Raw genomic sequence first — 25,173 nt, forward strand, 5'->3', positions numbered from 1 at the left:
CGTCGTCTGGGCCGCGCGAGCCGTCACGCGCCCTCCAGGAAGGCGTCGATGACCTTTTTCGGGCCGGTATGGTCGAAATCGACGACGAGCTTCTGTCCGTCCGCGGCGGTCACCTTTCCGTAGCCGAACTTCTGATGGAACACCCGCTGGCCCACGGAGAATCTGGACTTTCCCGGCGCGCTGACGGAGACCGTCGCGGCGCGCCCTTCGATGAGGGGCGGGCGGGCGGCGCGCGCCTTGGCGGCGCGGGCCCGCCGCCAGCCGGGATTGTCGTAATAGGCGTCCTCGTCGATCCTCGCCCCGTCGAAGGCGGACCGCCTCGCGAAATTGCGCGCCGCGGCGCCGTAAAGTCCCGGCTCGGAGACGACGTCGACCGCGTCCTCGGGCAGCTCGTCGATGAAGCGCGAGGGGATGGCGTTCTGCCAGCGGCCGAAGATCTGGCGGTTGGCGGCGAAGGAGATGCGGCAGCTTTCCTTCGCCCGGGTCACGCCCACATAGGCGAGGCGGCGCTCCTCCTCGAGGGCGGCCTCGCCCTTTTCGTCGAGCGCGCGCTGGGAGGGAAAGATCCCTTCCTCCCAGCCGGGGAGAAACACCACGGGAAACTCAAGACCCTTGGCCGCGTGCAGGGTCATCAGCCAGACCTGTCCGTCAACGGAGGATTCATTGAGCTCCGAGACCAGCGCCACATGGTCGAGATAGCCTTCGAGCGCGTCGAACTCCGAGGCCGCCTGCACCAGCTCCTTGAGGTTGTCGAGCTTGGAGTCCGCCTGCGCCGATTTCGACGTCTTCCACATGTCGATATAGCCGGACTCCTCGAGGACGAGCTCGGCGATGTCGGCCGGCGGCATGTCGCGCGCGTCGCGCGCCCAGCGGTCGAGGTCGTCGAGAAAGCGCGCGAGCGCCTTGCGCGCCGCGGCGGTCAGGTCGTCCGTCTCCAGCGCGAGCCGGCCGGCCGCGGCGAGGGAAACGCCCGCGTCGCGCGCGATTCTGTGCAGGGTCTGCAAAGCCTTCTCGCCGAGGCCGCGGCGCGGCTTGTTGACGACACGCTCGAAGGAAAGATCGTCGTCGGCGCTGCGGATGAGCCGCAGATAGGCGAGGGCGTCGCGCGTCTCCTCGCGTTCGTAAAAGCGCGGGCCGCCGACGACCTTGTAGGGAACGCCGATCGCGTTGAAGCGCTCTTCGAAGGCGCGCATCTGGAAGGAGGCGCGCACCAGCACCGCCATGTCGGAAAGCGGGCGGCCCTTCATCTGCTCGGCCTCGATGTCGTCGGCGACGACGCGCGCTTCCTCCTCGCCGTCCCACACCCCGCGCAGGCGCACCGGCTCGCCGTCCTCGCGCTCGGTCCACAGCGTCTTGCCAAGGCGCGCCCTGTTGGCGGAAATGAGTCCCGACGCCGCGGCGAGGATCGCCGGCGTCGAGCGGTAATTGCGTTCGAGCCGGATCACCGTCGCGCCGGGAAAATCTTTCTCGAAACGGAGGATGTTCTCGACCTCCGCTCCGCGCCAGCCGTAGATCGACTGATCGTCGTCGCCGACGCAGCAGATGTTGCGATGCTTCTGCGCGAGAAGGCGCAGCCACAGATACTGCGCGACGTTCGTGTCCTGATATTCGTCGACCAGCATGTAGCGGAAGCGGTTCTGATAGTCGGCGAGAACGTCCGGGCGGTTCTGGAAGATCGTCAGGTTATGAACCAGAAGATCGCCGAAGTCGGCCGCGTTGAGCGTCTTCAGCCGCGCCTGATAGGCCGCATAAAGGGCGATCGCGCGCCCGTCGGCGAAATGATGCGCCTCGCTGGCGGGAACCTTGTCGGGGGTGAGGCCGCGGTTCTTCCAGCCGTCGATCATGGCCGCCAGGCCCCGCCCGGTCCAGCGCTTCTCGTCGAGGCCGGCCGCCTCGATCGCCTGCTTGGCGAGACGCGCCTGGTCGTCGGCGTCGATGATGGCGAAGCTCGGCCTGAGGCCGACGAGCTCGGCGTGCCGGCGCAGGATCTGCGCGCCAATGGAATGGAACGTGCCGAGCCACTGCATTCCTTCGACGCCGCCGCGCCCCTGGCCGATGAGCGCGCCGACGCGCTCCTTCATCTCGCGCGCGGCCTTGTTGGTGAAGGTGACCGCGAGGATCTGCCAGGGCCGCGCCTTGCCGGCGAAGAGAAGGTGGGCGAGCCGCGTCGTCAGCGCGCGCGTCTTGCCGGTGCCGGCGCCGGCCAGGACGAGCACCGGGCCTTCGGTCGCGAGCACGGCGGCGCGCTGTTCGTCGTTGAGGCATTGGAGATAGGGCGCGTCGGCGAACGCCGCCGGCGCTTCGGAAAGGCCGGGCGGGCGCAGGCCGGCCTGCGCCAGTTCGGAAAGGGACGGTTTGGGGGCGGGGCGCGGACTCATGGGCCCACCCTAGCCGAGGCGGAACGATTCTGGAACATGCGCCGCCGCGACGCATCGCGCGCGCCCGCGCCCGCGCGCTCAGCCGAGGCTCACCGCCGTGCCGGAGGCCGAGACCATCATCATCGACCCCTTCTCGCCGATCACCTCGTAGTCGATGTCGACGCCGACCACCGCGTCGGCGCCGAGCCGGCGCGCCTCCTCGGCGAGCTCGTCGAGCGCGATCCGCCGCGCCTCGCGCAGGGATTTCTCGTAAGAGCCCGAGCGTCCGCCGACGATGTCGCGAATGCCGGCGAACAGGTCGCGGAACACATGCGCGCCGAGGATCGCCTCGCCGACGACGACGCCCTTGTAGTCGCGAATGGTTCTGCCCTGGATGTCGTGAGTCGTGGTCAGGATCATCATTGTCTCCGAAGGCTGAAGGATTTGCATCGAATTGACGTCGAATGCGCGGACGACATGTGGGACGCGCGCCGCGCCTGCGCAACCGCGATCGGCCGGGCCGGTCGGTTCGCGCGCCGAAGGGTTGATCTTCGCGCGCGCTTCGCCGAACCTCTCGGCGGGTCCGTTTCAGCCCTGGAGGGAGAAAGACATGGCCGGGAAATTCGAAATCTACAACGACAAAGCCGGGGAGTTCCGTTTCCGGTTGAAAGCCGCGAACGGCCAGACCATCCTGGCGAGCGAAGGCTACAAGGCGAAATCGGGCGCGGAGAACGGCATCGAATCGGTGAAGAAGAACGCCGCCGATCCGGCGTGCTTCGAGAAGAAAACCTCGTCGAGCGGCAAACCCTATTTCGTGGTGAAGGCCGGCAATCGCGAAGTGATCGGCGCGTCCGAGATGTACGAGTCCGACGCCGCCTGCGAGAACGGAATCAAGTCCGTCATGACCAATGCGCCGGGCGCGTCGGTGGAGGATCAGACGGCGTAGGGGCGCGCGCCTGCGCGGCTTTGTTACGGAAGACCGGGAAAGCTTTCCACGAACCTGATTGTCAGGTCGGGGAAGCTGTCGACGTACTGGATTTTGAAATCCGGAAAGCTGTCGACGAAACGCCATTCGCCGCAGTCGTCGGGAAAGCTCTCGACCGCTTTCACTTTGAGATCGGGAAAGCTCTCGACGATCTGCACCTTGAGGTCGGGGAAGCTGTCGACGACCTGCACGTCGCCGCGGAGGGGCAAGCCCTTCAGCGTGCAGTCCGGACCGATTTTTTCAGCGTGCGCGGCGCCCGCCCACAGGGCGAGGGCCGTCGCGGCGATGGCGAAGCGCATCATGCTGGCGTCTCCCCTGCGCCCATGATCGCGCGCCGTCGCGTTCTGCGCAAGGCGGTTCGGTCAGTACGCCGCCATTTCGACATTGAAGCCGCGCGCGCGCAAGGCAGCGATCACGCGCTCGAGATGCGGCCGGTCGAAAGTCTCGACCGAAATGTCGATATAGGTCTGTTTCGCCGGCAGGTCGGAGAAAATCTTGTGATAGGCGACGTCGATGACGTTGGCCTGCTCATGGGCGATGATCTCGGACACGCGCGTCAATTGTCCGGGCACGTCGAGCAGCTCGATTCTGAGCCGTGCGATGCGCCCCTGGCGCACGAGGTCGCGCATCAGGATGGAGGAAAGCAGCCGCGTGTCGATATTGCCGCCGCAGATCACGGTCGCGACCTTCCTGCCGCGGAAGCGGTCGGGATGCTCGAGCACGGCCGCAAGCCCCGCCGCGCCGGCGCCTTCGGCGAGCACTTTCTGCACGTTGAGATAAAGGCTGAGCGCGCGCTCGAGAGCGCGTTCGTTGACGAGCACGATGTCGTCGACGAGCGCCTTGATGAGCGCGCGGGTGATCGCGCCCGGTTCGCGCACGGCGATGCCTTCGGCGAGCGTGACGCCGCCCACGGGACGCTGCTCGCCTTTGACGGCGTTGTACATGGACGGATAAAGCTCGGCCTGCGCGCCGACGATCTGGCACCTCGCGCCGAGCCTGCGCGCCGCGGCGGCCATGCCGGCGAGCAGCCCGCCGCCGCCGATGGGCGCGACGATGACGTCGATGTCGGGAAGGTCGGCCAGCATCTCCGCCGCGACGGCGCCCTGGCCGGCGATCACGTACGGATCGTCGAAGGGATGGACGTAGACGCGTCCCTCGCGCGCGCAGATCTCCTGCGCATAGGCGTTGGCTTCGTCGAAACCGTCCCCATGCAGAACGACATGGGCGCCGAGCCGCTCGGTCTGCTCGACCTTCACGTAGGGCGTCGTCTCCGGCATGACGATCCTGGCGTCGACGCCGAGAAGCGCGGCGTGCCGCGCGAGGCCCTGCGCGTGATTGCCGGCCGAGGCTGCGACGACGCCGCGCGCGCGCGCCGCCGCATCCAGGCTCAGAAGCTTGGCGAGCGCCCCGCGCTCCTTGAAGGATCCCGTATGCTGAAGGTTCTCATATTTGATCCACAGCTCGCAGCCCGCCAGCGCCGAGAGCTTGTCCGAGCGCAGAAAAGGGGTCTTCAGCACCCCCTCCCAGGCGGGATGGGCGCGGCGCAGAATCGCGTCGAAAGCCCCGTCGTCGAGGCCGGGGATGAGCGATTTCTCGCGATTTAGTTGCGTCGCCATGGTCATTTCAGCGACTAAAGCGGAATTGCGAGCACGTTTCCACCAGAAAATCGCCGCCGCGCCCGATCGCCGCGGCGGCGAAACCCGACGCGGCGCCGCCGGGGGCTTGCGGCGCGGGCGCGGCGCCTGTATTAGCATGCTAACACGATAGAACGACCGAGCCGATGAGCGAACGAAGAAAACAGGCGCCCGCAGGCGGGGCGGCGGCCCGCGACGCGCGCGAAGAGGACGATCTTTTCGAGACCTTCGCCGCGCTGCGCGATGCGGACGAGGCCGGGCGCTTTCTGCGCGACATCGCCACGCCCGGCGAGATCGCGGCGTTCGCCGAGCGCTGGCGCATCGCGCGGCTGCTCGACGAAGGGGCGCTGTCCTATCGCGAGATCGCCGCCGCGACCGGCGCGTCGACGACGACCGTCGCGCGCGTCGCGCGGTTCCTCAAAGAGGAGCCCCACCGGGGCTACCGGCTGATGATCGACCGTATGCGGAAATCGGAGCGGAGAAAGGCGTCCCGGACATGAGCGAGGAAAGACTGCGCATCGCCATCCAGAAATCCGGCAGGCTCGCGGAGGAAAGCGTCGAGCTTTTGAAAAACTGCGGGCTCACCATCTCGCGCGGGCGCGACACGCTTTATGGCCGCGTGCAGGAAATGCCGATCGACGTGCTTCTGGTGCGCGACGACGACATTCCCGCTTTCGTCGCCGACGGCGCCTGCGACATCGGAGTCGTCGGGGAGAACGTCGCCGAGGAGGACCGCCTCGCCGGCGCGCGCGAGACGCCGGCGGAGCTGGTCGCGCGGCTCGGCTTCTCGCGCTGCCGGCTGATGCTCGCCGCGCCGAAGGAGTGGGCCTGGAACGGGCCTGCCTCGCTCGAGGGCAAGCGCATCGCCACTTCCTATCCGGGCCTCACGCGGCGGTTCCTCGCTGCGGCGAAGGTGAAGGCGACGCCGGTGATGATGAAGGGCTCGGTCGAGGTGGCGCCGCGCCTCAAGATCGCCGACGCGGTCTGCGACATCGTTTCGACCGGCGCGACGCTCGACGCCAACGGGCTGCGGCCCGTCGCCACGGTGTTCGAGTCGGAAGCGGTGCTCATCCGAAATCCCGCGTCGTTCGGTCCGGCCAAGCAGACGATCTTCGAGGCCTTCATGAAGCGGGTCGAGGGAGTCATGGCCTCGCGCGAGGCGAAATACGTCATGATGAACGCGCCGCGCAGCGCCGTTCCCGCCATCACCGAGGTGCTGCCGGGCGCGGAGGCGCCGACCGTGCTCGAACTCGCCGGCGGGGGCGATCGCGTCGCCATTCACGCGGTGTGCCGCGAAAGCGTCTTCTGGACGACGCTTGAGAAGCTCAAGCGCCTCGGCGCGAGCGCCATCCTCGTCCTGCCCATCGAAAAGATGATGGCTTGAAAAGGCGCCGGCCGGTTAACGCATCCTTTGCGGGTCATGGTTTAGGCCGCAGGAACGGGTTTGGCCGCCGCGGCGAAGCGGCCTAGCGTGGCGGCCCGCAATCGCACGGGAGGCGCTCATGACCGTCCTCCGCAGGATCGTCGCCGCCGGCTTTTTCGGCGCGCTCGCTTTCGCCGTCGGTCTGATGGCGACCTTCGGTCCGGCCCAGCAGATTCTCGCCGATCCCGAGCTGCAGAGCGCGAAGTTCATCGCCGCCTTCGCCGGCGATCCGCCGCCGCGCATGAACGCCTCGCCCTTCGTGCTGCCGCTCGGCGTGCTCGTGGCGGGGCTCGCCCATGCGACCGCGTTCCAGCTCGTCTATCGCGGCCTGCCGCGCAACTGGTTCGCCGCCGGCCTCGTCTACGGGCTCGCCGCCTGGCTCATCGGCGCGCTGTGGTTCGAGTTCTATCTGCCCTGGAACGTGATGCTGGAGCCGTGGCCGCTGGCGGCGCTGGAGCTCGCCTGCTGGCTCGGCGTGTCGCTGCTCACCGGCCTCGCCATCGCCTGCGTCTTCCGCAAGGTGCTGCGCGCGCCGCCGCAGCCCCTCATCATGTGATCATGTGATCGGACGCTGGTGCCGCAGGGGAGGATTGAACTCCCGACCTCACCCTTACCAAGGGTGCGCTCTACCACTGAGCTACTGCGGCGCGCGCCGCCCTATAGCGCGCGGCGGCGGGGATGAAAAGCGCCGTATGGCCGCGCGCCTTGCTTGACGGGGCGGCCGGCCCGCGTATGGTCCGCGCCCATGTCGCAGGATGAGGGCGCGAAGAACGGCCCCGAAGGGGCGGACGCGCGCCGGAAAAGCGCCGCAAATCCGCCGTCGGCGACGCCGAAGAAGCCCGCGCGCGAAGCGCGCGAGGCGCGCCTTGCGGCCGCGCTGCGCGCCAATCTGCGCCGGCGCAAAGAGGCCGCGCGCAAAGAGAAAGACTGAAGGAACGCGCTCGATGGACAGTCTGGCGATCATCGGCGGCCGGCCGCTTTTCGGTGAGATCGCGATCAGCGGCGCCAAGAATTCGGCGCTCAAGGTTATGGCGGCCGCGCTTTTGAGCGATGAGCCGCTGGTCATGGCCAACGCGCCGCGGCTCGCCGACGTGGACATGATGCTGCGCCTGCTCGAACAGCACGGCGTCGAGCATGCGTTCGAGAATTCGACGTTGAGACTGCGTGCCCGCGCGATCCGCTCGACGCTCGCGCCGTACGACCTTGTGCGCAAGATGCGCGCCTCGTTCAACGTGCTGGGCCCGCTTGTCGCGCGCGAGGGCGAGGCGAAAGTGTCGCTGCCGGGCGGCTGCGCTATCGGCGCGCGCCCGGTCGATCTGCATCTCAAAGCGCTCGCCGCGATGGGCGCCGCCATCGACCTCGACGAGGGCTATGTCATCGCCGCGGCGCCGGACGGGCTTCATGGCGCGCGCATCGACTTTCCCTTCGTTTCCGTCGGGGCGACCGAGCACGCCATGCTTGCTGCGACGCTCGCTAAAGGCGAGACCGTGCTCGGCAACGCCGCCCGCGAGCCGGAGATCGCCGATCTCGCGCAATGTCTTGTGGCAATGGGCGCGAAGATCGAAGGGGCGGGGACCTCCACCATCCGCATCGAGGGCGTGGAGCGTCTCAGCGGCGCGCGCCACGAAGTGCTGCCGGACCGTATTGAAACGGGCGCCTACGCCATGGCGGCGGGCGTCGCCGGCGGCGAGCTGTTTTTGCGCAATGCGCGCCTTGAGCTTCTCGGCGCGGCGGTGGGAACGCTGGAGGAAGCCGGCCTGTCCCTGACGGCGGAGGAAGGCGGCGTCAGGGTCCGCCGCACGGGCGATCGCTGCCGCGCGGTTGACGTGGTCACGCAGCCCTTTCCCGGCTTTCCGACCGACCTTCAGGCGCAGTTCATGGCCCTGATGGCGACCGCCGACGGCGTGTCCGCCATCAAGGAGACGATCTTCGAGAACCGCTTCATGCACGCCCCGGAGCTGATGCGCATGGGCGCGCATATCTCTATCGACGGGCAGACCGCGACGGTGCGCGGCGTGAAGCGCCTCAAGGGCGCGCCGGTGATGGCCACGGACCTGCGCGCCTCGATGAGCCTGGTGCTGGCCGCGCTCGGCGCGGAAGGCCAGACCATCGTCAATCGCGTCTACCACCTTGACCGCGGCTTCGAGCGCTTGGAAGAAAAGCTTCAGGCCTGCGGCGCGCTCATCGAGCGCATCAAGGAGCAGAGGCCGGCATGAGCGACATGCGCGAATACAAGCCGCTTCGGCTGCTGGCGGCGGACGAAGAGGATCTGAAGGTCTTCTCCGCCTGTCTGCAGGACGCGGTGGGCAAGATCGGCGATTTCGCCTGGCTGCCGAAGGAGCGGCGCTTCGCCTTCGTGATGAACCGTTTCGTCTGGGAATGCTGCGTCGACCGGGAGACCGGCCAATACGCGCGCGTGCGCGCGGGCGCGCATTTCGACGACGTGATGTCGGTGAAACGGCATAATTTGCGCGCCGACCTCAAGGATGCGGTGGTGGAGCTTCTCGCCATCCGTTACGAGCCGGGCGAGGACGGGATGGGGACGATCATCCTCGATTTCGCGGGCGGCGGCGCGATCCGGCTGGAGGTCGAATCCGTCAACGGCCATCTGATGGACATGTCCGAGCCCTGGCGCACGCGCACGAAACCCGCCCACGACGTTTGATTGATCGCGCCGAGGCGCGGCTGCAAGGCGAGCATCGCTCATGGTCCGTAGACTGAGCACGGCCGATGACGGTTTCGAGGCGACCTTCGCTGCGCTCGTTGAAGCCCCGCGCGCGGCAGCCGAGAATATCGCGGCGGCCGTCTCGGAGATCGTCGCGGCGGTGCGGACCGGCGGCATGACGGCGCTCGTCGATTACACGAAGCGTTTCGACCGGTTCGATCTGACAGCGGAGAATATCTGCGTCGGCGAGGAGGAGATCGCGCAGGCGGAAAGCCGCTGCGACTCCGAGACGCTCGCCGCGCTCGATTTCGCCGCGGCGCGCATCCGCGCCTATCACGAAAAGCAGAAGCCGGAAGGCCTTCGCTATACGGACGAAGCGGGCGTGACGCTGGGCTGGCGCTGGACGCCGGTGGATGCCGCGGGGCTTTACGCCCCGGGCGGGCGCGCGGCCTATCCGTCGAGCGTGCTGATGAACGCGATCCCGGCCAAAGTCGCCGGCGTCGGCCGGCTCTGTCTGTGCGTTCCGGCGCCGGACGGGTCGATGAATCCGCTCGTCCTCGCCGCGGCGCGGCGGGCCGGGGTCGACGAGATATATCGGATCGGCGGGGCCCAGGCGATCGCCGCCATGGCATGGGGAGCGGGGCCGATCGGGCCCGTGGACGTCATCGTCGGACCCGGCAACGCCTATGTGGCCGAAGCGAAGCGACAGGTCTTCGGGCGCGTCGGCATCGATTCGATCGCGGGGCCTTCGGAGATTCTCGTCGTCGCCGACGGCGCGAACGTTCCTGACTGGATCGCGGCCGATCTCCTGAGCCAGTCCGAGCACGATCCTTCCTCGCAAAGCATTCTGATGACGGACGACGCAGGCTTCGCCGATCAGGTCGCGGCGGCCGTCGAAGTCCAGCTAGCCGCCTCGCCGCGTCGGGAGATCGCCGCGGCCGCCTGGCGCGATAACGGCGCGATCATTCTCGTGCGGTCTTTCGACGAGGCGCCGGCGCTGGTCGACCGGCTCGCGCCGGAGCATCTCGAGTTGGCCGTAGCCGATCCCGAGGCGCTGCTTGAGAAGATCCGTCACGCCGGCGCGATCTTTCTCGGCCGGCATGCGCCGGAAGCAGTGGGCGATTATGTCGCCGGCCCCGATCACGTGCTGCCGACAGCCCGTGCGGCGCGCTACGCCTCAGGGCTCTCTGTTCTCGACTTCATGAAGCGCTCGTCGATCATCGGCTGCGATCCCGAAGGGCTCGCCGCCATAGGCCCGGCGGCGGCGCGGCTCGCAGACGCCGAAGGCTTGCCGAGTCACGCCCAGTCGATCCGCCTGCGTCTCAAATAGTCGACCGGCGCGCCGTCAGAATCCGTAAGTCAGGTTGACCCGAAAGGTCGTATCAGCGTTCACGCGGCCGGCCGGCGGGTTCGTTTCATAGCGATAGAGGAATGACAAGCCTGTCGAGAGCGTGTCGGTAAGCGAACTCGTCAGCGCCGTTTTCGAGACGAGGGTGCTGGTCTGCTCGGTCCAGGTGGCGTTGAGATCCTGTTCGAACAGAAATCCGTCGCGGATCAGCCAGTCCGTTTCGCTCGCCGCATAGACGGCCGCGTGCTGGTCGATCGTCCTGTCGTCGTCAATCGGGGCGTATTGATAGCCGGGGCCGCCTTCGAGCTTCCAGGAGAAGCCTTCATCCTTGAAGAGAAAATGGCCGACGCCGAGACCGCCGAACAGCTTGTAATCGAATCCTGAAAACTCGTCCTCATCGTAGGAGAAGCGCGCAAAGCCGTATGTGCGGTCGCCGAGGAGATAGTCAAGCTTGTAGGACAGGCCCCAGCGCTGCTGGTTCTTCTTTCCATTCGACCTTCCGTAATCGAAGTATGTCCGGATATTGTGCGTGAAATAGCTGAACTCGCGGACTGCTTCGAAGTGGATTCCGCCTGCGGCGTTTTCCGAATTGCCGGAGGAGATGACGCCGGAAGCCGTCGCCTTGCCTTCCCAGGGACCGAGCTTCAGCCATTCCGGCGCCTTGCCGGGCTTGAGCTCAACGGATTTCGCTCTGCTGTCGACGGCGTCGGGGGCCTTTTTCTCCTCCTCCGGCGGGGCGACCACTACGACGACGTCCTCGGCCGCGCCGAGCCTGCCTTCGGCGATGGCGGTTGCGAGCGCGTCCGCATAGGCGTGGATGGCTTCGGCGTCCTCCGGGAAGACCTGCGCGGCGGCGGCGGCGACCACGGCGACCTGATCGGCCTCGCCGGTCGCAGCGGCCGCGTCGAGCATGGCGCGGGCGACGTCGGGCATGGCCGCCGCGGCCGGCGCGACGGCGAGAACGAAAAGCAGGGCGGCGGCGAAAGCCTGTCGAATCACGGACCGGGCTCCGGGATGGCTGTGGCGAAGAAGGGAATAATGGGCGGAAATGATGAAATACAGCTTATCTCGCGTCGTCTGGCGGCGCCAAGATGACGCGCGCGGCGAGGGCGGCTAGAAAGGCGCTTCGGCGGCGGACGGTCACAGGAACAGACGGTGAGCGGCGAAGGCGACAGCGCGGACGACATGCGAATCGTCAGGATTTCCCTCGACGAGCGCAGTCTCGCGCGCGCGCCCGCCGACATCGAGCATGAGCGCAAGGTGGCGATCTACGACCTCATCGAAGAGAACCGCTTCGCGCCCGCCGGCGCCGAGCGCGGGCCGTTCGAGCTGCATCTGTCGATCGTCGAGCGCCGGCTCGTCTTCGACGTGCGCCGCGACGGCGGCGAGGCCGTCGGCCAGGTGCATCTGTCGCTCACGCCCTTTCGCAAGATCATCAAGGACTACTTCATGCTCTGCGAGAGCTATTACGACGCGATCCGCAACGCCGCGCCGGCCCAGATCGAGACCGTCGACATGGCGCGCCGGGCCATGCACGACGAAGGCTCGCAAATTCTCATCGAGCGCCTGAAAGACAAGATCGCCATCGACCGCAACACCGCGCGCCGGCTGTTCACCCTGATCTGCAGCTTCCATTTGCGATGAAATCCATGGTCAAGACCGTCCTCTTCGCCTGCAACATGAACGCCGTGCGCTCGCCCATGGCGGCGGCTCTCTTGCGCGCGCAGGCGGGACCCGATCTCAGGGTCGATTCCGCCGGGGTGTATGAGGGCGGCCTCGATCCCTTCGTGGAGATCGTTCTCGCCGAGATTGGAGTTTCGCTCGCCGGCCATGAGCCGAAATCGATGCGCGGCCTCGATGTCGAGGCTTTCGATCTCGCCATCGCCTTGACGCCGGAAGCCGCCGCGGAGGCGCGCCGGGCCCTGCCGCGCGAGAAGATCGAATACTGGCCCATCGATAATCCGTCGGAGGCCCGCGGCGGGCGAGAAGAGATCCTCGCCGCCTATCGCGAGGTTCGCGACGAGCTGCGCCGCCGGCTCGCCGAGCGCTTCCCGCAGTTCCATCAAAAACCTTGATTTTGGCGCGCCGCGCGCTCATTTTCCGCCCGCTGGTCCGCCCGCGCCCGGCCGGGGGCCTGGGGCGGCGTCGGAACTGAGGAGCGAATGGCGAAGGAAGAACTGCTCGAATTCGAAGGCACCGTCGAGGAGCTGCTCCCCAACGCGAATTTCCGCGTGCGGCTCGAAAACGGCCACGAAATCATCGCCCACACCGCCGGCAAGATGCGCAAGAATCGCATCCGCGTGCTCGCCGGCGACCGGGTTCTGGTCGAAATGTCGCCCTATGACCTCAGCAAAGGGCGCGTCACCTATCGTTTCAAATAGCCCCGGCGCGGCGATCGTGCGCGCACCGCTCATCCTCGCCAGCGCCAGCCCGCGCCGGCGGGCCCTGCTCGAACAGATCGGCGTCAGGCCGGCGCGCATCATCGCGCCGGAAATCGACGAAACCGTGCCGGCCGGCGAGCTCCCGCGCGACCACGCCGGCAGACTTGCGCGCGAGAAGGCCGTCGCCGTAGCCGGCGAAAATCCGGACGCATATGTTCTCGCCGCCGATACGGTTGTAGCCTGCGGACGGCGCATCCTGCCCAAGGCCGAGGACCCGGAGACCGCCCGGCGCTGCCTTGAGCTGATCTCAGGGCGAGCGCACCGCGTCTATACGGGAGTCGCGCTCGCAGGACCGGACGAGCGGATGCGCGTGCGGATCGTCGAAACGCGCGTCCGCGTGAAACGTCTGTCAGCGGAGGAGATCGCCGCCTGTCTCGCGAGCGGCGAATGGCGGGGAAAGGCCGGCGGCTACGCCATCCAGGGGCTCTTCGCCGCGCATGTGATCGCTTTAATCGGTTCTTATACGAACGTCGTCGGCTTGCCGCTTTACGAAACGGCGAACCTGCTGAAAGGCGCCGGATGGCGGCTGTGAAAAGGCGCATCCTGATCGAATGCGGCGCGGGGGAGACTCGCGCCGCGCTGGTTTTCGACGATGAGCCGGTTCGTTTCTGGTTCGGGCCGGCGCGCGGCGACGAGGCCTTGCCGCGCCCGGCGCAGACCGGAGACATCATTCTCGGACGGGTGCGGACGATCTCGAAGCCGCTTCGGGCGGCGTTCGTCGACATCGGCGAAGCGCAGGAGGGGTTCTTGCCTCTTGGCGCCGCCGAGGAGGCGGTCGAGGGCGCGCCTGTCATCGTGCGCGTGAAGCGCCCGGCCGTCGGCGCCAAAGGCGCGGCGCTCTCCGCCGACTGGGCGCGCGATCTCGGCCGCGGGGCGGCGAAAGCTCTTGAGGAAAAGTCCGCAGACGCGAGCGCGCCCGCCCGGCTGGGCGCCTTGCGCGACGCTTCCATGCAGGCGTTCATGCAGATCCGGCCCCCCGGCTTCGAGGGGCAGGTCTTCGTCAACGATGTCGCGGCGGCGCAGATTCTGCACGCGCAGGGCGTCGAAATCCTGGCGGACGACGACCGGCTTTTCGAGCGTTGCGGCGTCGATGAGACGATCGATGCGGCGCTTGAACGGACCGCGGCGTTGCCGGGGGGCGCGCATCTCGTCATTGACGAGACGGAAGGGCTGACCGTCGTCGATGTCGACGCCGGGGCGGCGGCCGACTCCGCGACCGGTCACCTCAATGACAAGGTGAACATGGCGGCGGCGAAAGCGCTATTTGGGGAGCTTTCCCGGCGCGGGATCGGCGGGCGGATCGTCGTTGATTTTCTTCCTCCCTCCGGGCCAGCCGCGCGCAAGGCGCTGCTCGGCGCGCTCGAACGGGCGCGAGAAGGTCTCTTTTCGGCGCGATTCGGGCGACTGTCCGCAGACGGCCTGTTCGACATGACCGCGCCGCGCGCGGCGCTGTCGCTGCTCGAACTGGCGACGGAGCCTGTCGGCGCCGGCCTCGCGCGCACCGGCCGGCGCTTTACGCTCGATTGGGCGGGCAAGACGGCGATTCGCGCCCTTGAGCGCGCGCTCGCAGTTCGGCCGCAGGCGCGCCCGCGTCTGCTTGTCGGCGCGGCCCTTGAAGACTACCTCTGCGAAGCGCGCCCGCAATGGCGGGAGAGGCTGGCGGCGCGGCATGGCGCGCGCTTCGAGATTCGCGCCGACGACCGCCTTGAGGAGAGATCGTTTGAACTCGTCGAATGAAGATCGCCCGCCGCCCGGCTTGCGCTGCCCGATCTGCGCGAAGGCGGCGACGGTCGACTATGCGCCGTTCTGCTCCAAACGCTGCGCCGATATCGATCTCCACCGATGGTTCGCCGGCGCTTATGCGATTCCCGCTAATGAGGATGAAAGCGCCTCTCCGGACGACGACGACGAAGAGTCTTGAGCTTCTGGCGCGAGCATGAATGTGATATCATTCACGCTCGGAACGGAGCGCTCGTGAAAGTCGACGCACATAAAGGCGAAGTCCGATTGGGAGGCGAGGCCCGATTAGCCGCTGTGCTGGCGCTGGCGGTGGTCTTCGCTGCGGCGCTTTACGCCGTCGCGGGGCATCGCGCCATCGCCTTCGCCGACGCAGAGCATGAAGAAGCGTCCTGCGTCGAGTGTCTTATCGTACGCGGCAAGCATCAATCCGTTCTTCCTGCGATCACGCCGGATGTCGCGCCGCCGGCGCTCCCTGCGCCGCTTATGCCGGCGCCGCGCCTTGATCCGCGCATAACGGATGCTCCGGCGCGTCCCGTCAGCCGCAGCCCTCCGCTACTCCGCTGATCCCGGATTCAGCGTAATCGCGCGAAAACGCGTGAGAAGGAGGGTGCTTCATGCCTAGGAACGGCGCGCGCCGTCAGGCGGTCGCGCAGGCGGCGTTCAAGCGCAATGAACGCATCGTGCTGGATATCCTGCAGGCCGTCGGAAGGCCGATGAAGGCTTATGAAATTCTGGAACAAGCGTACACGGAAGGGGTGACCGCGCCGATGACGATCTATCGCGCGCTCGCCGCGCTGATCGAGGCGGGCCATGCCGCCAAGATCGCGGGGATCAACGCTTTCGTGGCGCGGGTCGCAGGCGAACGGAAAGGCCCGGCGGCTTATTTCATCTGTCGGCGATGCGGCGAGGCGTTGGAGCGGCCGCTGGGCGATGCGATGCTGAACGCGCTTTTCGGCGAAGCCGCCGACAGGCTCGATACAGTGATCGTGGAGGCGTATGGCGCCTGCGGCAGATGCGCCCCGGCCGCGAAATCGCGCGCCTGAGCGATTTCGCGGCGCAAAATAGGAAGAGCCCGCCTTGACGGCGGGCTCTTGCGCATCTCGAAATGGCGATCAAAGTACAGGGCCGGGCTTCACAAGCGCGGCGAAGGCTTCTTTCTCTTCCCCGTCGAGCGCGCCGTTCTGGTCGGCGTCCGCCTGCGCGAAATCTGCAAGGCGCGCCTCGATAAGCTCTTCGATGGCGAGCACGCCGTCGCCCTTGCTAAGGCCGACGAATTGCTGCTCGGCGGTCTCCACCGTGTCGCCTTCGGCGATGACGGTCGCTTCGGCGGCAGGGGCGGCTTCCGCGGTGTCGTTCAGCGCTTGCGCGGCGGCATGAGCGGCTTCGGCGAAGGCGAGGAATTCCGCCTTTTCGACTTTCTTGTCGCCATTGGCATCGGCTTTGGCGAACTCGGCCTTGGCGTAGGCCTTCGCATCATCCGGGGTCGTCACCATTTCTGCCTTGATGGCGGTCTCGGCGGCCGCCTGCTTGTCGACTTTCTGCTTTTCGCCGGCCTGCGCCGCCGCGGCGGCGAACATCGCCAGCGCCGAAGCGCCGAAGAGAATAGCACGGTTCATGGGAAACATCTCCTTTTTCACCCCTTGGCGCCGCATCCGCGCGGCGCCAGCTTGCGCGACTCTTCTATAAAGATCGGCGTGCGGATTGTAGTTAACCATTCGTCATGACGCGCGCGTAAGGCTTGTCGCGCGCCACATGACAAATGCGTAAGAAGCGATTCCGCCAATTCAGCGGGCAGACGGGCCGCCGTCGAACATGGCGCGGATGTCGACAGAGGAGCGCGCGCCGACAAGGTCGAAATTTTCTTCAAGCCATGCCTCGGCGATGCGGCGTCCGCGCTCTTTCAACTCCGTAAGGAAAGCCCATTCGACATTGAACTTGCTGGCGACCGAAAGATCGCTCACGGATCTGTCGCAGCGCACCGAATGAATGCGGATATCGCGCAGGCGATCGCGATACTCATCCTTGATCCAGCCGTCGTCGAGCAGCCTGTGCACGAAGTTGATCGCCCGAAGCTCGCGCAGTAGCGAGGAGTTGAAGCTGATTTCGTTGATCCGGTTGAGAATTTCCGGCGCGGTCATGGGCGGGCCCTCCCGCTCCAGCGGATTGACGTGCACGATGATGATGTCGCTGGTCCCGGCCTCATAAAAAAACGGGAACAGCGCCGGATTGCCCATATAGCCGCCGTCCCAGTAATGCTCGCCGTCGATTTCAACCGCCTTGAATAGGAACGGCAGGCAGGCCGAAGCGAGCACGACATCAAGCGAGATCTCTTCCGTGCGAAAAATGCGGATTTTGCCTGTTCGCACGTTGGTCGCGGCGAGAAAAAGCTTTGCGCGCCGGCATTCGCGCAAGGATTCGAAGTCGATCGTTTCCGCCAGAACGTCCTTGAGCGGATTGAACCCGAACGGATTGAACTGATAGGGCGAAAATATCCGGGTGAAGATGTCGAACAGCCGGTAAGAGAGGGAATTGTCGAGATTGTAGGCGCCCGTCGCCGTTTCCCACGGCGTCCGGCGCACGGGACTGAAGACGCGGCCCTTGTCGCTGATCGCGCGCCACAGGGCGCCCAGCGTCTCGCGCGCGCCGTCGCGGCCGCCGCGGTGATAACCGTAAGCGAGCGCGACGGCGTTCACCGCGCCGGCGCTGGAGCCGGAGATCGAGTCGATTTCAAGTCGCCCGTCCTCAAGGAGCCGGTCGAGGACGCCCCACGCGATGGCTCCGTGCGCGCCGCCGCCCTGAAGCGCAAGGTTGACAGGCTTGGCCGGGTCTTCCGCCATCGGCTATTTTGCGACCCAGCCGCCGTCGATCTGATAGGCCGCGCCGGTGATCGAGCCCGCCTGACGGGAGGCGAGAAAGACGGCGAGCGCGCCCACTTCCTCTACCGTCACGAATTTTTTGGTCGGCTGCGCTTCGAGGATGACCTTCTGGACGACTTCCTCCTCGCTCATGCCGCGGGCTTTCGCCGTGTCCGGAATTTGCGCCTCGACGAGGGGAGTCTTCACATAGCCGGGGCAAATGGCGTTGCAGGTGACGCCGAACTCGGCGCCTTCGAGCGCGACCGTCTTGGTGAGGCCCACGATTCCATGCTTGGCCGCCACATAGGCGGACTTGAAGGGCGAGGCGACGAGGCCGTGCGCCGAGGCGACATTGACGATGCGGCCGAAGCCGCGCTCTTTCATGCCCTTGAAAACGGCCTTCGTCGTGTGGAACGCGGCGGTCAGATTGATCGCGATGATCGCGTCCCATTTCTCTTCGGGAAAATCCTCGATCGGCGAGACATGCTGAATCCCGGCGTTGTTGACGAGCACGTCGACGGGGCCGAGCACGTCCTCGGCCTCTTCGATCAGGGCGCGGATCTCCGCCGGTTTGGTCATGTCGGCGCCGTTATACATGACCTTGACGCCGTATTTGTCGGCGAGGCCGGCGCGGGTCTCTTCGATCCGGTCCCTGTCGCCGAAACCGTTGAGACAGACGTTCATGCCTTCCGCGGCGAAGGCCGTCGCGACGCCGAGACCGATTCCGCTCGTCGATCCCGTGATGACGGCGTTGAAGCGTTTGGACATGGGGCGACCTTTCTCGACTGCTGCTTCTTCGCGGGCGCAGCATAGGCCTCCGCAGCCCGGCGTGCAAACGCCCGCAGGGCTGTGGCGAGCCGCCGCGCTTGGGAGTACCATTCGGTCTCTCCAAGGAGGACGCCGCCATGCGACTTTTCGCGATTATCGCGGCGGGCGCGGGGTTCGTTCTTGCGCCTTGCGGGGCGACGGCGCAGATGGCCGTCACCACTTTCGGGCAAACAGACGCCGCCGCCTGCTATCAGAACGCCAACAACGACTTGTCTCGCGACGCCGGTCCTTGCGACGCGGCGCTGCGCGGCGATCTCACTCGCGAGGACCGCAAGAAGACGCTGGTCAATCGCGGCATCATTCACAATCGCAACGGCGCGTTGCAGGCGGCGCTCGACGATTTCAACGCCGCGCTCAAGATCGACGACAGCCTGGCCGAGGCCTATCTCAATCGCGGGAACGCCTTTTACCTGGCCGGGGACAACGACAGCGCTATCGCCGATTACGAAAAGGCGCTCGCGCTCGAGGTGAACCGGCCCTGGGCGGCCTGGTACAATATCGGTCTTGCTTATGAGGCGAAAAAGGACAAGGCGAAAGCCCGCGAAGCGTATGAAAAGGCGTTGTCGCTTAACCCGGACTTCTCGATGGCGCAGGCGAAGCTCGCGACGCTCGAAGACTGAGAACGCCGTCGGCGCGGTCTTGCCCCGGCGCGCCTTGCGCGGGTAAGCACGTTCTGCGCAACCTTCCGCGCGCAGTCAGGCCGTCGCCCGCATGAGCGAAACCTTCGTCTCCCACCTCGAATGTTCGTTGACCGGCAAGCGCTACGAGGCGGGCCGCGTCCACGGGCTGTCCGAGACCGGGCGGCCCCTGCTCGTCCGCTACGATCTGTCGGCGCTCGCCCGCGCCGTCTCGAAGGAGGCGCTGGCGCGCCGTCCGGAGGGATTCTGGCGTTATGCGGAATTCCTGCCGGTCGGGAAGCCGGAGAACCGCATCACGCTCGGCGAGGTGACGACTCCGCTCATCCGTACGCCGCGTATAAAGGCGAAGCTCGGCGGCGGCGAGATTCTGGTGAAGGACGAAGGCCGCCTGCCGACGGGCTCCTTCAAGGCGAGGGGGCTCGCGCTCGCCGTCAGCATGGCGAAAGAGCTGGGGCTTTCCCATCTCGCCATGCCGACCAACGGCAACGCCGGCGCTGCGCTCGCCGCCTACGCCTCGCGCGCGGGCCTCAAATCCACCGTATTCTGTCCGGACGACACGCCGCGCGCCAATGTCGAGGAAATCGCGCTGCAGGGCGGCGATGTTTATCTCGTCAACGGCCTTATCAACGATTGCGGCAGGATCGTCGCCGAAGGAAAAGACAAGACGGGCTGGTTCGACGTCTCGACCCTGAAGGAGCCTTATCGCATCGAAGGCAAGAAGACGATGGGGCTGGAGCTGGCTGAGCAGCTCGGCTGGGAGCTGCCCGACGTCGTCTTCTATCCGACCGGCGGGGGCACCGGGCTCATCGGCATGTGGAAATCCTTCGCCGAGCTCGAGGCGATCGGCTGGATCGGCGCCAGGCGCCCCCGCATGGTCGCCGTGCAGGCCTCGGGCTGCGCCCCGATCGTGCGCGCCTGGGAGAAGGGGGAGGAGCACGCGCCCTTATGGGAGAATGCGCACACGATCGCGTCAGGCATCCGCGTGCCGGTCGCGGTCGGCGACTTTCTCATTATCCGCGCCGTGCGCGAGTCCGGCGGCTTCGCCATCGCCGTCGACGACTTCGACATTCTCGACGCCCAGAAGGAAATGGCTCGCGAGGAGGGGCTGCTTCTGTGCCCGGAGGGCGCGGCTACATACGCCGCTTACAGACAGTCTCTCGCAGACGGACGAGTCTCGCGCGAGGACCGCGTCGTGCTGTTCAACTGCGCCACGGGGCTCAAATATCCAATGCCGCAGGCGGGCCGCCGGGTCGACCGCGCCAAGCCGGTCGACTATGCGCAGTTTCTATGACAATCCTGCTCGGCCGAGAGCGGGCGAAGACGGAATAAAAGGCGCGATGAAGGACGACGTCAGCATCCGGAAGGAGCTCAGGCCAGGCGATCTCGGCCGAATTCTGCTCCTGCACGGACAGTGGTATGAGGAAGAAAGCGGTCATTTCGGCCTGCCGTTCGAGGCCTATGTGGCCAAGACCCTCGCCGAGTTCGTGCTGGAGAACGGCGCAAAGGGAACCGTCTTTCTCGCCGAGCGGGGCGATGAGCCCGTCGGCTGTGCGGCCTTGGTCGATCGCGGCGAAGCGGGCCAGCTTCGCTGGGTGCTGGTCGCGCCGCCTGCGCGCGGCGCCGCCCTCGGCCGGCGGCTTGTCGAAGCGGCGCTCGAGCAGGCGCGCGCCGACGGCAAGAAGCGCGTTTTCCTTGAGACCACGACCGGCCTCGACGCCTCGATGGCGATCTACAGGAGCCTCGGTTTTAAAATCGTCCGCGAAGAGACCGTTCCGCTCTGGTCCGGCCCGCAGACGATGATCGTCATGGAGAAGATGCTCGGCTGAGAAGTCTCACCCGAAGCATTCCTTCAGGAATGTCTGGAACGAAGTCCACGCCCGGTCGGCGGCGGTCTTGTTGTAGACCGTGCCGAAATCGGGATCGTTCGCCTCCGGATTGGTGAAGGCGTGCATGGTCCCGCCATAGGCGTGAATCTGCCAGTCGGCGCCGGCTTCGGTGAGCTCCTTGCCGAGCGCCACGACGTCCTCGGGAGGAACCATCGGGTCGTCCCAGCCGTGGAAAGCGATCACCTTGGCTTTGATCTTCTTGCCTTGCGTGTCGCCCGGCGGATTGAAGAGGCCGTGAAAGCTCGCCGCGCCGCGAATCTCCGCTCCCGTGCGCGCAAGATCAAGGGCGCACAATCCGCCGAAACAGAAGCCCATGATCGCGATCTTCTTCGAGTCGACTTCGGGTTGATCCTTCACCACGTCGACGATGCGCTGAAGGCGCGACTGCAACATGCCGCGGTCTTCGAGGAAGGGCGACATGAGCTTCTGATTTTCTTCCTTGCTCGCGCCCACGATCCCCTTGCCGTACAGATCGAGCGCGAAGCCGGCGTAACCGAGTCCGGCGATCCTTTTTGCAAACTCGACTTCGTTCTCGGTGCGTCCCGCCCAGGCGTGCGCGATCAGCACCGCCGGCAGCGCGCCGGTCTGCACGTCGTCCCAGGCGAGCACGCCTTCGAAGGTCTTGCCCAGATGTTCGTATTCGATCGCGCGCGTGGTGACCGTCATGCTTCGCCTCCTTAATCCGTTGCCGGCCTGAGTCTTATTGGCTCGCCGGCGGGCGGGCAAGGCGCGGAGGGTTCACTCGCCATGCGCGCCGACCCGGCTGATTTTAAGCGTGTTGGTCTTGCCCGGCCGCCCGAACGGATAGCCGGCGAGGATGACGATGCGTTCGCCGTCGCGCGCGCCGTTCTCGCGCGCCAATCGGTCGGCCTTCTCAAGCATCTCGTTGAAGTCGGAGATGTCCTCGGTGATGACCGGCGCAAGCCCCCAGTGGAGCGCAAGCCGGCGGCCTACATCTGCGTTCGGCGTTGCGGCGATGACCGTGCAGCGCGGCCGGTCCCGCGACAGGCGCTTCGCCGTCGAGCCGGTCTTGGTGTAGGCGACCGCGAAGCGGCATTCGAGCACTTCCGCGATTCGCCGGGCCGATAGGGTGATCGCGTCGGCGGTCGTATATTCCGCGTCCGGATCGAGAGCGATCTTGAAGCCGGCGGATTCCTCGTCGGCTTCTGTGGCGACGATGATGCGGTCCATAATGGCCACGGCCGTCGGGGGATGGCGGCCGACGGCCGTCTCGGCCGAGAGCATGACCGCGTCCGCGCCCTGATAAACGGCGGTCGAAACGTCCGAGGCCTCCGCGCGGGTCGGCGAGATCGACTCCACCATCGATTCCAGCATGTGCGTGGCGACGATCACCGGCTTGCCGGCGGCCCGGCAGGCGCGGACGATCCGCCGCTGAATTCCCGGCACCTGTTCGGGCGGCAGCTCCACCCCCAGATCGCCGCGCGCGACCATGATCGCGTCGGACAGGGCGAGGATCTCGTCGAGATGCTCAACCGCCGTGGGCTTTTCAATTTTCGCGATGATCCCGGCGCGATCGCCGATCAGGTCGCGCGCCTCGGCTATATCATCCGGGCGCTGAACAAAGGACAGCGCCACGTAATCGACGGCCATGTCGAGGGCGTGGGCGAGGTCGGCGCGGTCCTTGTCGGTCAGCGCCGAGATCGGCAGGGCCCGGCCCGGCAGGTTGACCCCCTTGCGGTTGGTGAGCCGGCCCGGGGCGTCGGCCTGGGCGATCACGGCCTCGCCCTCGCGGGACTTCACGGTGAGCTGCAGCTTGCCGTCGTCGAGCTTCAAGATATCGCCCGGCCCCAGCACGTCGAGCACCTCCGGATGGGGAATAGGGATGACGTCTTCCTCGTCCGTCTCCTTGAGCAGCATCAGGCGATACTTCGCGCCGAATTTCAGGTCGACGCCGCCGCCCTTGAGGACGCCCGTGCGGATCTTCGGTCCCTGAAGATCTGCGAAGACGGCGATGGGCGCGCCGGATTCCGCTTCCGCCTCGCGGATCGCGCGCATGACGCCGGCGGTTTTGGCGTGATCGCCGTGGCTGAAGTTGAGGCGGAAGACGTCGACGCCGGCCTGATGCAGCAGCCGCAGCATGGAGGGCGACGAGCTGGCCGGGCCGACGGTCGCGACGATCTTGCAATAGCGGTTGCGCATGGGCTTCCTTCGGATCGCTGTCGATCCGGCAGCTTTACCGCGCTTCTGCGAAAGAGTGAAACAGCGGGCAGGGCAAGGCGGGTCACGCTCCGGCGCACAGGCGCGCGCGGGCGGCCTGATACTCCGCGGCGAGTCGGTCGACGAGCGCGCCCGCGCCGGTCACCGCCTTCACCGCGCCGATCCCCTGGCCGGAGCCCCAGATGTCCTTCCAGGCTTTTTTCGCTGCGTTTCCGCCGGATCCGAAATTCATTTTCGAGGGATCGCTCTCCGGCAGATTGTCGGGATCGAGGCCGGCCGCGACGATGGAGGATCTCAGATAGTTCCCGTGCACGCCGGTGAAGAGGTTCGTGTAGACGATGTCCTCCGCCGCGCCCTCGACGATGGCTTGCTTGTAGGCGTCGACGGCGTTCGCTTCGTGGGTGGCGATGAAGGCCGAACCGATATAGGCGAAATCCGCCCCCATCGCTTCGGCCGCCAGCACGCCGCCGCCCGTCGCGATGGCGCCGGAAAGGGCGATGGGGCCGTCGAACCACGCGCGAATCTCCTGAACGAGCGCGAAGGGCGATATCACGCCGGCATGACCGCCGGCGCCCGCCGCGACCGGAATGAGACCGTCGGCCCCCTTGGCGATCGCCTTCTTCGCAAAGGCGTTGTTGATGACGTCGTGCAGCACGATCCCGCCGTAGGAATGGACCGCCTCATAGACCTCCTCGCGCGCGCCGAGCGAGCAGATGACGATCGGAACCTCATGCTTCACGCAGACCTCGAGGTCTTGAATCAGGCGGTCGTTGGAGCGATGGACGATCTGGTTCACGGCGAAGGGCGCCGCCGGCCGATCCGGATTGGCGTCGTCATGGCGGGCGAGCGCCTCCTTGATTTCGATGATCCAGTCGGCGAGCTTTTCCTGCGGGCGCGCATTGAGCGCCGGAAAGGAGCCGACGATCCCCGAAACGCACTGCGCGATCACCAGTTGCGGATTCGACACGATGAACATCGGCGCGGCGATCACGGGAATGCGCAGCCGCTTCTTGATTTTTGCGATGACTTGCGAGGGGGTAGTCATGGGGCGGGGGGCTCCTTCGTCGCGCCCGGGAGGCTATGGGCGCGACGGCCGGGGCGCAACGCCGCGATGCAGCGGTCATGCTGCGCGGCCGCCATAGCGGGAGGAGTTTGGAGGCGCTTGCATGCGGGCGATGATGCTGGAGCAAGTCGGCAAGCCGCTTGCGTTGCGTATGGCGGCGCGTCCCTCGCCGGGCGCGGGCGAAATTCTCGTCAAGGTCGCCGCCTGCGCCGTGTGCCGCACCGATCTTCATATCGTGGACGGCGATCTGCCGACGCGGCGGCTGCCGCTCGTCCCGGGCCATGAAATCGTCGGCCGCGTCGTCGCGGCCGGCGCGGGGGTCGAAGGATTCGCGCCGGGCGACCGCGTCGGGATTCCCTGGCTCGCCGGGACCTGCGGGGCGTGCCGCTATTGCCGGTCGGGGCGGGAGAATCTGTGCGAGAGCGCCCGCTTCACCGGCTATACGGTCGATGGCGGCTATGCGGACTTCGCCGTCGCCGACGCGCGCTTCTGCTTTCCGGTCCCTGAGGCGTATGCGGATGAAGAAGCGGCGCCGCTGATGTGCGCCGGCCTTATCGGCTTTCGCGCTTACCGCAAGGCGCGCGGCGCGCGCCGGCTCGGTCTTTACGGATTCGGCGCGGCGGCGCATCTGATCGCGCAGGTCGCGATCCATGAAGGCTGCGAGGTCTACGCCTTCGCCAAACCCGGCGACGAGAAGGGCCAGTCCTTCGCGCGCTCGCTCGGCGCCGTTTGGGCGGGCGGCTCCGACGAGCCGCCGCCCGATCCGCTGGATGCGGCGATCATCTTCGCGCCCGTCGGCGCGCTGGTTCCGGCCGCGCTCGCCGCCGTCGAGCCTGGGGGGACGGTCGTGTGCGCCGGCATCCATATGAGCGACGTCCCGTCATTTCCCTACGCGCTGTTATGGCGGGAGCGGACCATCACGTCGGTCGCCAATCTCACGCGCGAAGACGGGATCGAGTTCCTCAAGATCGCTCCGCAGGTTCCTGTGAAAACCGCCGTCCATCCTTACCCGCTCGAACGGGCCAATGATGCGCTCGACGATTTGAGGCGCGGCCGTTTCGAGGGCGCGGCCGTCCTGACCATGCGGTGAGCCCTGCAACCCACCGGGCGGACCGATTTGCAATCTTCGACC

General features: G+C 66.7%; 31 protein-coding genes and 1 tRNA gene. 19 read left to right on the forward strand and 13 right to left on the reverse strand.

Annotated elements, in window-relative coordinates; translation table 11 throughout:
• Positions 1 to 23 precede the first annotated feature (23 nt).
• Entirely contained in the window at positions 24 to 2,378 is a 2,355-nt protein-coding gene (locus CHB64_RS08595; protein ID WP_089412210.1) for an ATP-dependent helicase, read from the reverse strand.
• A gap of 78 nt (positions 2,379 to 2,456) precedes the next feature.
• Positions 2,457 to 2,777, reverse strand: a complete 321-nt coding sequence (locus CHB64_RS08600) for a heavy metal-binding domain-containing protein (RefSeq protein WP_089412420.1) — start codon at positions 2,775 to 2,777, stop codon at positions 2,457 to 2,459.
• Positions 2,778 to 2,967: 190 nt separating this feature from the next.
• On the opposite strand from CHB64_RS08600, the gene CHB64_RS08605 reads away from it, so the two are divergent.
• Positions 2,968 to 3,303, forward strand: coding sequence for a YegP family protein (locus CHB64_RS08605; RefSeq protein ID WP_089412421.1), 336 nt, complete (start codon positions 2,968 to 2,970; stop codon positions 3,301 to 3,303).
• A gap of 23 nt (positions 3,304 to 3,326) precedes the next feature.
• Here CHB64_RS08605 and CHB64_RS08610 read toward each other — a convergent pair whose 3' ends face one another.
• Together CHB64_RS08610 and CHB64_RS08615 are read right to left on the reverse strand one after the other, a co-directional pair.
• Complete coding sequence (locus CHB64_RS08610) at positions 3,327 to 3,641, reverse strand: hypothetical protein (RefSeq protein WP_089412422.1); 315 nt, start codon at positions 3,639 to 3,641, stop codon at positions 3,327 to 3,329.
• 63 nt (positions 3,642 to 3,704) lie between these two features.
• A complete protein-coding gene (locus CHB64_RS08615; RefSeq protein ID WP_089412423.1) occupies positions 3,705 to 4,958 on the reverse strand; it encodes a threonine ammonia-lyase in 1,254 nt (417 codons plus the stop codon).
• 164 nt (positions 4,959 to 5,122) lie between these two features.
• Here CHB64_RS08615 and CHB64_RS08620 point away from each other — a divergent pair, with 164 nt between their 5' ends.
• The 3 genes from CHB64_RS08620 to CHB64_RS08630 all read left to right on the forward strand — a co-directional run bounded on the left by CHB64_RS08620 (position 5,123) and on the right by CHB64_RS08630 (position 6,955).
• Positions 5,123 to 5,476, forward strand: a complete 354-nt coding sequence (locus CHB64_RS08620; RefSeq protein ID WP_089412211.1) for a YerC/YecD family TrpR-related protein — start codon at positions 5,123 to 5,125, stop codon at positions 5,474 to 5,476.
• On the forward strand, positions 5,473 to 6,360 hold the full coding sequence (gene hisG / locus CHB64_RS08625) for an ATP phosphoribosyltransferase (protein ID WP_089412212.1): 888 nt from the start codon (positions 5,473 to 5,475) through the stop codon (positions 6,358 to 6,360). Before CHB64_RS08620 ends, hisG begins: the two co-directional genes overlap by 4 nt.
• 118 nt (positions 6,361 to 6,478) lie before the next feature.
• Complete coding sequence (locus tag CHB64_RS08630; protein ID WP_089412213.1) at positions 6,479 to 6,955, forward strand: hypothetical protein; 477 nt, start codon at positions 6,479 to 6,481, stop codon at positions 6,953 to 6,955.
• Between the two features lie 16 nt (positions 6,956 to 6,971).
• Here the strand turns inward: CHB64_RS08630 and CHB64_RS08635 are convergent.
• A tRNA-Thr gene (locus CHB64_RS08635) sits at positions 6,972 to 7,046 on the reverse strand.
• Between the two features lie 98 nt (positions 7,047 to 7,144).
• On the opposite strand from CHB64_RS08635, the gene CHB64_RS08640 reads away from it, so the two are divergent.
• The 4 genes from CHB64_RS08640 to hisD are packed head-to-tail and all read left to right on the forward strand — an operon-like array spanning position 7,145 to position 10,394.
• On the forward strand, positions 7,145 to 7,330 hold the full coding sequence (locus tag CHB64_RS08640) for a hypothetical protein (RefSeq protein ID WP_143265977.1): 186 nt from the start codon (positions 7,145 to 7,147) through the stop codon (positions 7,328 to 7,330).
• Positions 7,331 to 7,343: 13 nt separating this feature from the next.
• Entirely contained in the window at positions 7,344 to 8,615 is a 1,272-nt protein-coding gene (gene murA / locus CHB64_RS08645) for a UDP-N-acetylglucosamine 1-carboxyvinyltransferase (RefSeq protein WP_089412215.1), read from the forward strand.
• Positions 8,612 to 9,064, forward strand: a complete 453-nt coding sequence (locus CHB64_RS08650; RefSeq protein WP_200815294.1) for a DUF2948 family protein — start codon at positions 8,612 to 8,614, stop codon at positions 9,062 to 9,064. Before murA ends, CHB64_RS08650 begins: the two co-directional genes overlap by 4 nt.
• 40 nt (positions 9,065 to 9,104) lie before the next feature.
• A complete protein-coding gene (gene hisD / locus CHB64_RS08655; protein ID WP_089412216.1) occupies positions 9,105 to 10,394 on the forward strand; it encodes a histidinol dehydrogenase in 1,290 nt (429 codons plus the stop codon).
• Positions 10,395 to 10,409: 15 nt separating this feature from the next.
• Here the strand turns inward: hisD and CHB64_RS08660 are convergent, their stop codons facing one another.
• On the reverse strand, positions 10,410 to 11,411 hold the full coding sequence (locus CHB64_RS08660; RefSeq protein WP_089412217.1) for a DUF481 domain-containing protein: 1,002 nt from the start codon (positions 11,409 to 11,411) through the stop codon (positions 10,410 to 10,412).
• A gap of 156 nt (positions 11,412 to 11,567) precedes the next feature.
• Between CHB64_RS08660 and CHB64_RS08665 the strand changes: the two genes are divergently transcribed.
• The 6 genes from CHB64_RS08665 to CHB64_RS08690 all read left to right on the forward strand — a co-directional run bounded on the left by CHB64_RS08665 (position 11,568) and on the right by CHB64_RS08690 (position 14,774).
• Complete coding sequence (locus CHB64_RS08665) at positions 11,568 to 12,056, forward strand: UPF0262 family protein (protein ID WP_234993338.1); 489 nt, start codon at positions 11,568 to 11,570, stop codon at positions 12,054 to 12,056.
• Between the two features lie 5 nt (positions 12,057 to 12,061).
• Complete coding sequence (locus tag CHB64_RS08670; protein WP_200815295.1) at positions 12,062 to 12,487, forward strand: arsenate-mycothiol transferase ArsC; 426 nt, start codon at positions 12,062 to 12,064, stop codon at positions 12,485 to 12,487.
• An 87-nt stretch (positions 12,488 to 12,574) separates the two neighbouring features.
• Positions 12,575 to 12,793, forward strand: a complete 219-nt coding sequence (gene infA, locus CHB64_RS08675; RefSeq protein WP_089412219.1) for a translation initiation factor IF-1 — start codon at positions 12,575 to 12,577, stop codon at positions 12,791 to 12,793.
• Positions 12,753 to 13,385, forward strand: coding sequence for a Maf family protein (locus CHB64_RS08680; protein ID WP_089412220.1), 633 nt, complete (start codon positions 12,753 to 12,755; stop codon positions 13,383 to 13,385). The genes infA and CHB64_RS08680 overlap by 41 nt, the downstream gene beginning before the upstream one ends.
• Positions 13,373 to 14,590: a ribonuclease E/G gene (locus CHB64_RS08685; RefSeq protein WP_089412221.1), complete on the forward strand. Its 1,218-nt coding sequence runs from the start codon at positions 13,373 to 13,375 to the stop codon at positions 14,588 to 14,590. Before CHB64_RS08680 ends, CHB64_RS08685 begins: the two co-directional genes overlap by 13 nt.
• The gene (locus tag CHB64_RS08690) at positions 14,574 to 14,774 is read left to right on the forward strand and encodes a DNA gyrase inhibitor YacG (RefSeq protein WP_200815296.1); all 201 of its coding nucleotides are present in this window, start codon (positions 14,574 to 14,576) and stop codon (positions 14,772 to 14,774) included. The genes CHB64_RS08685 and CHB64_RS08690 overlap by 17 nt, the downstream gene beginning before the upstream one ends.
• 104 nt (positions 14,775 to 14,878) lie before the next feature.
• Here the strand turns inward: CHB64_RS08690 and CHB64_RS15255 are convergent, their stop codons facing one another.
• Entirely contained in the window at positions 14,879 to 15,016 is a 138-nt protein-coding gene (locus CHB64_RS15255) for a hypothetical protein (RefSeq protein ID WP_159462457.1), read from the reverse strand.
• Positions 15,017 to 15,207: 191 nt separating this feature from the next.
• Between CHB64_RS15255 and CHB64_RS08700 the strand changes: the two genes are divergently transcribed.
• Positions 15,208 to 15,636: a Fur family transcriptional regulator gene (locus CHB64_RS08700; protein WP_089412224.1), complete on the forward strand. Its 429-nt coding sequence runs from the start codon at positions 15,208 to 15,210 to the stop codon at positions 15,634 to 15,636.
• Positions 15,637 to 15,705: 69 nt separating this feature from the next.
• Here CHB64_RS08700 and CHB64_RS08705 read toward each other — a convergent pair whose 3' ends face one another.
• The 3 genes from CHB64_RS08705 to CHB64_RS08715 form a co-directional block, all read right to left on the reverse strand.
• Positions 15,706 to 16,209: a hypothetical protein gene (locus CHB64_RS08705; protein WP_143265978.1), complete on the reverse strand. Its 504-nt coding sequence runs from the start codon at positions 16,207 to 16,209 to the stop codon at positions 15,706 to 15,708.
• A 168-nt stretch (positions 16,210 to 16,377) separates the two neighbouring features.
• Positions 16,378 to 17,430 carry a patatin-like phospholipase family protein gene (locus CHB64_RS08710; RefSeq protein ID WP_089412226.1) on the reverse strand — a complete coding sequence of 351 codons (1,053 nt, stop codon included), beginning with the start codon at positions 17,428 to 17,430 and terminating at the stop codon, positions 16,378 to 16,380.
• A gap of 3 nt (positions 17,431 to 17,433) precedes the next feature.
• A complete protein-coding gene (locus tag CHB64_RS08715) occupies positions 17,434 to 18,216 on the reverse strand; it encodes a 3-hydroxybutyrate dehydrogenase (protein WP_089412227.1) in 783 nt (260 codons plus the stop codon).
• Positions 18,217 to 18,353: 137 nt separating this feature from the next.
• Between CHB64_RS08715 and CHB64_RS08720 the strand changes: the two genes are divergently transcribed.
• From CHB64_RS08720 to CHB64_RS08730, 3 genes are all read left to right on the forward strand, one after another.
• Entirely contained in the window at positions 18,354 to 18,896 is a 543-nt protein-coding gene (locus CHB64_RS08720) for a tetratricopeptide repeat protein (RefSeq protein ID WP_089412228.1), read from the forward strand.
• 91 nt (positions 18,897 to 18,987) lie between these two features.
• Positions 18,988 to 20,205, forward strand: coding sequence for a threonine synthase (locus CHB64_RS08725; protein ID WP_089412229.1), 1,218 nt, complete (start codon positions 18,988 to 18,990; stop codon positions 20,203 to 20,205).
• Between the two features lie 46 nt (positions 20,206 to 20,251).
• The gene (locus tag CHB64_RS08730) at positions 20,252 to 20,740 is read left to right on the forward strand and encodes a GNAT family N-acetyltransferase (protein ID WP_159462458.1); all 489 of its coding nucleotides are present in this window, start codon (positions 20,252 to 20,254) and stop codon (positions 20,738 to 20,740) included.
• Between the two features lie 6 nt (positions 20,741 to 20,746).
• On the opposite strand, the gene CHB64_RS08735 is transcribed toward CHB64_RS08730, so the two are convergent.
• The 3 genes from CHB64_RS08735 to CHB64_RS08745 all read right to left on the reverse strand — a co-directional run bounded on the left by CHB64_RS08735 (position 20,747) and on the right by CHB64_RS08745 (position 24,023).
• A complete protein-coding gene (locus CHB64_RS08735; protein WP_089412231.1) occupies positions 20,747 to 21,466 on the reverse strand; it encodes a dienelactone hydrolase family protein in 720 nt (239 codons plus the stop codon).
• A 72-nt stretch (positions 21,467 to 21,538) separates the two neighbouring features.
• Complete coding sequence (gene pyk, locus CHB64_RS08740) at positions 21,539 to 22,960, reverse strand: pyruvate kinase (protein WP_089412232.1); 1,422 nt, start codon at positions 22,958 to 22,960, stop codon at positions 21,539 to 21,541.
• Positions 22,961 to 23,042: 82 nt separating this feature from the next.
• Complete coding sequence (locus CHB64_RS08745) at positions 23,043 to 24,023, reverse strand: NAD(P)H-dependent flavin oxidoreductase (RefSeq protein ID WP_089412233.1); 981 nt, start codon at positions 24,021 to 24,023, stop codon at positions 23,043 to 23,045.
• 121 nt (positions 24,024 to 24,144) lie between these two features.
• On the opposite strand from CHB64_RS08745, the gene CHB64_RS08750 reads away from it, so the two are divergent.
• Positions 24,145 to 25,131, forward strand: coding sequence for a zinc-dependent alcohol dehydrogenase family protein (locus CHB64_RS08750; RefSeq protein ID WP_089412234.1), 987 nt, complete (start codon positions 24,145 to 24,147; stop codon positions 25,129 to 25,131).
• Positions 25,132 to 25,173: the final 42 nt, after the last annotated feature.

Source organism: Amphiplicatus metriothermophilus (assembly GCF_900199215.1).
Taxonomy (GTDB): Bacteria; Pseudomonadota; Alphaproteobacteria; order Caulobacterales; family Parvularculaceae; genus Amphiplicatus; species Amphiplicatus metriothermophilus.